5 protein-coding genes are annotated in these 4,782 nt (G+C 61.1%); 2 read left to right on the top strand and 3 right to left on the bottom strand.

Annotation, left to right across the window (positions count from 1 at the left end):
* A partial coding sequence (locus ACOVQ0_RS04035; RefSeq protein ID WP_421880433.1) for an ABC transporter transmembrane domain-containing protein occupies positions 1-481 on the bottom strand: 481 nt, incomplete at its 3' end.
* Between the two features lie 67 nt (positions 482-548).
* A complete protein-coding gene (locus ACOVQ0_RS04030; RefSeq protein WP_421880431.1) occupies positions 549-1,490 on the bottom strand; it encodes an aspartyl protease family protein in 942 nt (313 codons plus the stop codon).
* Between the two features lie 104 nt (positions 1,491-1,594).
* Here ACOVQ0_RS04030 and ACOVQ0_RS04025 point away from each other — a divergent pair, with 104 nt between their 5' ends.
* Positions 1,595-2,212: a class I SAM-dependent methyltransferase gene (locus ACOVQ0_RS04025; protein ID WP_421880429.1), complete on the top strand. Its 618-nt coding sequence runs from the start codon at positions 1,595-1,597 to the stop codon at positions 2,210-2,212.
* On the top strand, positions 2,209-3,090 hold the full coding sequence (locus ACOVQ0_RS04020) for a glycosyltransferase family 2 protein (RefSeq protein ID WP_421880427.1): 882 nt from the start codon (positions 2,209-2,211) through the stop codon (positions 3,088-3,090). The genes ACOVQ0_RS04025 and ACOVQ0_RS04020 overlap by 4 nt, the downstream gene beginning before the upstream one ends.
* Here the strand turns inward: ACOVQ0_RS04020 and ACOVQ0_RS04015 are convergent.
* Positions 3,087-4,625, bottom strand: coding sequence for a lipopolysaccharide biosynthesis protein (locus tag ACOVQ0_RS04015; protein ID WP_421880425.1), 1,539 nt, complete (start codon positions 4,623-4,625; stop codon positions 3,087-3,089). The two genes, ACOVQ0_RS04020 and ACOVQ0_RS04015, sit on opposite strands and share 4 nt — an antisense overlap.
* Positions 4,626-4,782 lie beyond the last annotated feature (157 nt).

Here is a 4,782-nt window from a genome sequence, read left to right as displayed (position 1 = left end):
TGAACAGCAGGAAATAGAGCATCGTGTCGATGCTCTTGGTCCCGCGCTCGATCACTTTGGTCACCTCGCCGGTGCGGCGGGCAAGGTGGAAGCGGAGAGAAAGCTTGTGCAACCGGGCGAAGACATTTTCGGCCAGATGCCGCGTTGCATCCTGCCCCACCCGTTCGAAAACGATGTTGCGCAGGTTGTCGAACAAGACGCCTGCGAACCGACCCAGAGCATAGGCAAGGACAAACGCCATCGCGACCGTCAACGCCGGCTGTTCGCCTGCACCGAGAGTCATCGCATCGACCGCTTTCTTGTAGGCAAAGGGCAGCGCCAATGTGGTAGCCTTGCCAAGCAGCACCATCAGCACCGCGCCCATCACCCGACGGCGTAGGACCGCGTTATCGGCCGGCCACAGATAGGGCAGGAATCGCTGTAGGGTTTGCCAGCCATCGTGGCGGGCTATTTGGGCACTCGTGGGGTTTTCGGGCGGCATGGCTCCCCACATAGGCGCAGTGGCGCGCTATGCCAGTGCCTTCATGACATTCAGCGGGCCAGTGCCTTTATTGGATTCGCAAACCGGGCGCGCGCCGATTGGCGCTGGCAACTTCGGGTGGCAGATCGAAAAGGATGCGCCGCTTGGCAAAATCGATGGCGATTCTCTGAAACATGCGCAACTGCGCCATGCCCAGTAGCATGGCCGGGCGCTTTTCCAGCCCAAGGCGATGAAACGCGGGCGAATCGGCAAAGGCGAGGAACGTGTTGTGCAGTTGCAGGCCGCTCACCTCGATGGTGGAGGCCATGATCAGGTCCGCGCTCAATTGCTGGCCGGTGACCGAATAGAGCACGGTCTGCTGCGCCTGCCGCCGTCGGGTAAGCGCGTTGCGCAGCGCCATGTTGCCGATCGAACTGTCTGACCCCGTGTCGATCACGATATCGGTATGCACGCCATCGACCAGCGCGTTGGTCATGATCAACTGGCCCGATCTGCGGCGCGCATTCACTACGATCTCGAACCCGCGCGATCCGCCCAGCGATGCCGCGTCACCGATGACGATCGTGTCCTTGGGGAAATCGATCAGGACGCGCTGATCCTGCAAGCTATCCAGCCCCACAATGCCGTCAGCCCCGATATGCTGCTGTTCGAGCAACGGGGCTGTAAGTGTGTAATACGTCCGCTTGCCGAGGCTGATTTCCTCAACATCGACCAGTTCGACCGCCTGCGATCCCGCCACGCCAACCACTATGCCATTTCCGGCGATGGGCAGGCTCATCGCCGTGGCGATCTGGCGCGACAGCACGGTGCGTTCGGACCCCGTATCGATCAGAAAGCGGAATGGCCCGTGGCTGCCGATCTGCACAGGCACGGTCATGCGATTGTGACGGTCGTCGATGGTCTTGACCAGTTCGGTATCGCCGGTGGGTTGCAGTGGGTCATCGGCAGCCCACGCAGGCAGGCTTGCCGCCATCAGAACCGCAGTCCAGCCTGCAAGGGCCTTGCGCATCGTCCTTCTCCCTGTGCGCAGTTTACGCCTGTTTTGACGATGTCACCAGCCTGTTCGATCATCGCCTTAACGTCGTGGCAATCCCCTGCGGTTATGCGGACAGAATGAGCAGGGATTCGGCATCTTCCGGTTGGCGCACACGGGCGCTTGGTCTTGCAGAAGCGGCAGCGCGGGCTGTCGGTTATGACAAGACGCATATCACGCGCGTCGTCGCCTATCGCGAGATCGACGCCTGGCTCGACAGGCGGGGCACCGAATCGCTTGATGCGCTGGAGATTTCGGCAGGCTGGAAATGGCGGCAGCGCCGCTGGGGCAGCTATACCGAGATGAACTGGCCCGAACACGATATCTGCAACGATGTTCTCGATCAGAAGTTCGATGTGATCATTGCGGACAACGTATGGGAGCATCTGCTCTATCCCTATCGCGCGGCCAGGAACGTGCGTGCCATGCTCAAGCCCGGCGGCGTGTTCATCAACATCACGCCATTCCTGATACGTTACCACCCAATTCCCACCGACTGCTCGCGCTGGACGCGACTCGGCATGGTGCATTTCCTTGAGGAATGCGGCTTTGACCCCGCAAGGATCGAGACGGGCGGCTGGGGCAATGCCGTCGCTGTGCGGGGCAACCTGTTCCGCTGGGCGCGCGCCGGATGGCAAAAGCGTTTCGCCAATGACGAACGCTTTCCTGTCACGATCTGGGCGATGGCCGAGGTATGACGATTGCGGGCGGGGGGGCTGCGCCTGTCGCGGTAGTCGTCCTCGCGCACAACGAGGAGCGGCGCATTGCCCGCTGTCTCGCCACACTGCCGCTATCGGATGCAGGCTTTGCCATCCACGTTGTCGTTAACGGATCTCGTGATCGCACGGCGGAAATCGTTGCCCAAATCGCAGGGCAGCATACCAACCTGACGCTGCATGACTGGCCGGAACCCGGCAAGGCACGGAGCTGGAACCGTATCATTCTCGATACGCTTCAGTCTGGCCTGCGTGCGGTGGTTCTGGTGGATGGTGATGCCGAAGTGGCGCCCGGTTCGATCCCAGCCTTGCTGGCGGCTTTCGATTCCCACCCGGAAGCGCAACTGGCCTCTGCTCCGCCGCTGAACGGGCGGCGTGGGGATCACTACCGTCGCCTTATGGCGCGCTCGCATGGCGTGTTTGGTGATCTCTATGCCCTGCGCGGCAGCTTCGTCGATGCTATGCGTGCCAGCGGTATACGCTTGCCGGTGGATCTTGTCGGGGATGACGGGCTGGTCGGCGCATTGGCCAAGACCGATCTTGGCCCCCTGTCACAATGGCGCGAAGAGCGCGTCCGCCCAGTCATGGAGGCCGGGTTCCGGTGCGAGCCTTTCACTCCACTTGATCTATCAAGCTGGCGAATGCAGCACAGCCGCATGATCAACTACGCCGTGCGTCACTTTCAGGATCGCCTGATCACACGGATACTAAGGAACGAAGGGCCACACGGCCTGCCCGAACGCCTCGCCAGTCTCTATCCAGCACATCTTTCGGGTTTCAAGCCCCGCGGTGGCATCTGGTCATGGTTCGACCGCCGCGCGCTCGCTCGCATGAAAGCAGCAGCAGCGCGCGATGATTAGGTTGCCGCTTCGGGCTTCCGCCTGATCAGGCTCCATATCTGGTGCAGCGCGGTGCGGTCCGCCGTGTGGATCACCCCGGCATAGGCAACCACGCCAACCGTAACCAGCAGGCTCAGATGCAGCACAGGCAAAGCATCAAGCCGGTTTGAGATCAGCAACCGGTCTGCTGCCCACACGATAGCACCCATCGCGAGGCTGCTTCCGGCGGGCAGGGCAAGCGCTCGCCACATATCGCCAAGCCCGATACCCAGCGCCGGTCGTGACAGCAGCACCGTAGCCAGCAAAAGCAGTGGCGCGGCAAGGCACCACGCCATTGCCACAGCCATGATGCCGAATTGCGCAGCAGCCACGAATGATGCGGCAAAGATTATCGCCCCGGCAATCGCCGTCCGCACCGGCACGCCGGGTTTGCCGATTGCATTCAGCGCGGGCGAGAACAGCACCTGCAGTGTCATGAAAGGCATGGCCAGCGCCATGAACTCGATCAGCGGCGGCAGTTCATGCCATGTGGGGCCAAATAGCGTTGCGACCAGAGGCTTCGCGCTTGCCGCCATGCCGACATAAAGCGGTGCTGCGATCAGCAGGATAAGTCGCGCGGAACGCAGGAACGCCCAGCGAAGGCCAGGCAGATCGTCCTGCAACCGGGAATAGGCCGGGAACGCCACCTCGTTAAGTGGCGGTACGAATCTCGAATAGAAGATCGTCGCCAGAAATACGGCCTGTGAATAGACGCCCACTTCGTGCGGCGTGAGCTTGCGACCGATCACGAAGATGTCGCTCTGCGTCTGAACCAGCCAGAACAACTGGGTCAGCAGAATAGCAAGGCCGAATCGAAAGATGCTGCCGCAGCCGCGGAAATTGAAACTTGGCCAGACCAGCGATCGCGCAAGGACGGTCAGCCCGATCGCGCGCACCCAGAACATAACGATCGGCGCATAGACCAACGTCCAGACGCCAAAATCGGCCCACGCCATCACCAGCGAGAGAATCGCTCCGGTGAGTGCGGAACTGAGATTGACCACCGCCTGGCTGCGGAAATCGAGACGCCGTCCCATCAAGACTTCGGGAATCGCGATGAACGGGGTGGAGACGTATATCAGCGTCTGCACGCGCAGCATGTCGGCTACAACCGGCTGCCCGTAATACGCTGCAACTGATGGAGCCGCGAACCATTGGACCGCCGCGATCAGGGCATTGGCCGATAGAAGTAGCCCGAACGCCTGACGGATGCGGTTCTGATCTAGATCGCGTTCCTGAATTAGGGCGCTGGCAAAGCCATAGCCATTGAGAAACGTGAGGAAGCTCAACATCACCAACGACATCGCAAACAGGCCATAGTCGCTGGGCGAGAGCAACCGCATGACGATGAGTGTGGAGGACCAGCTCACGACCTGTGCAGCGATCTGGCTGCCAGAGCGCCAGATGATGGCCCTTTTGACATCGCTCGCCAGAGTGTCCTGACCGGCAAGCGGTGCAGGTGCGAACGAGTCATGCGGCATGGCGGGGGCCGATGTGCTGGAAGATGTGCTGGTCATGTACGCCTACTTTACAGTCCGGGCCGTTAACCCGGTCTTACGGTTGCGCCATTCCGGGCGGAGCAGGCCCGCCGTCCGGCGATTTTGGGCCGTTCCTCATGTTTTTCAAAAAACTGAAAGATTGGCTGTTGACGCGAATCGGAGTGGTGTTTAGAGG

Source organism: Novosphingobium sp. (assembly GCF_049240505.1).
Classification (GTDB): Bacteria; Pseudomonadota; Alphaproteobacteria; order Sphingomonadales; family Sphingomonadaceae; genus Novosphingobium.
The sequence above is the reverse complement of the archived record's forward strand: the minus strand, read 5'-3'. Positions and strand labels throughout refer to the sequence as shown.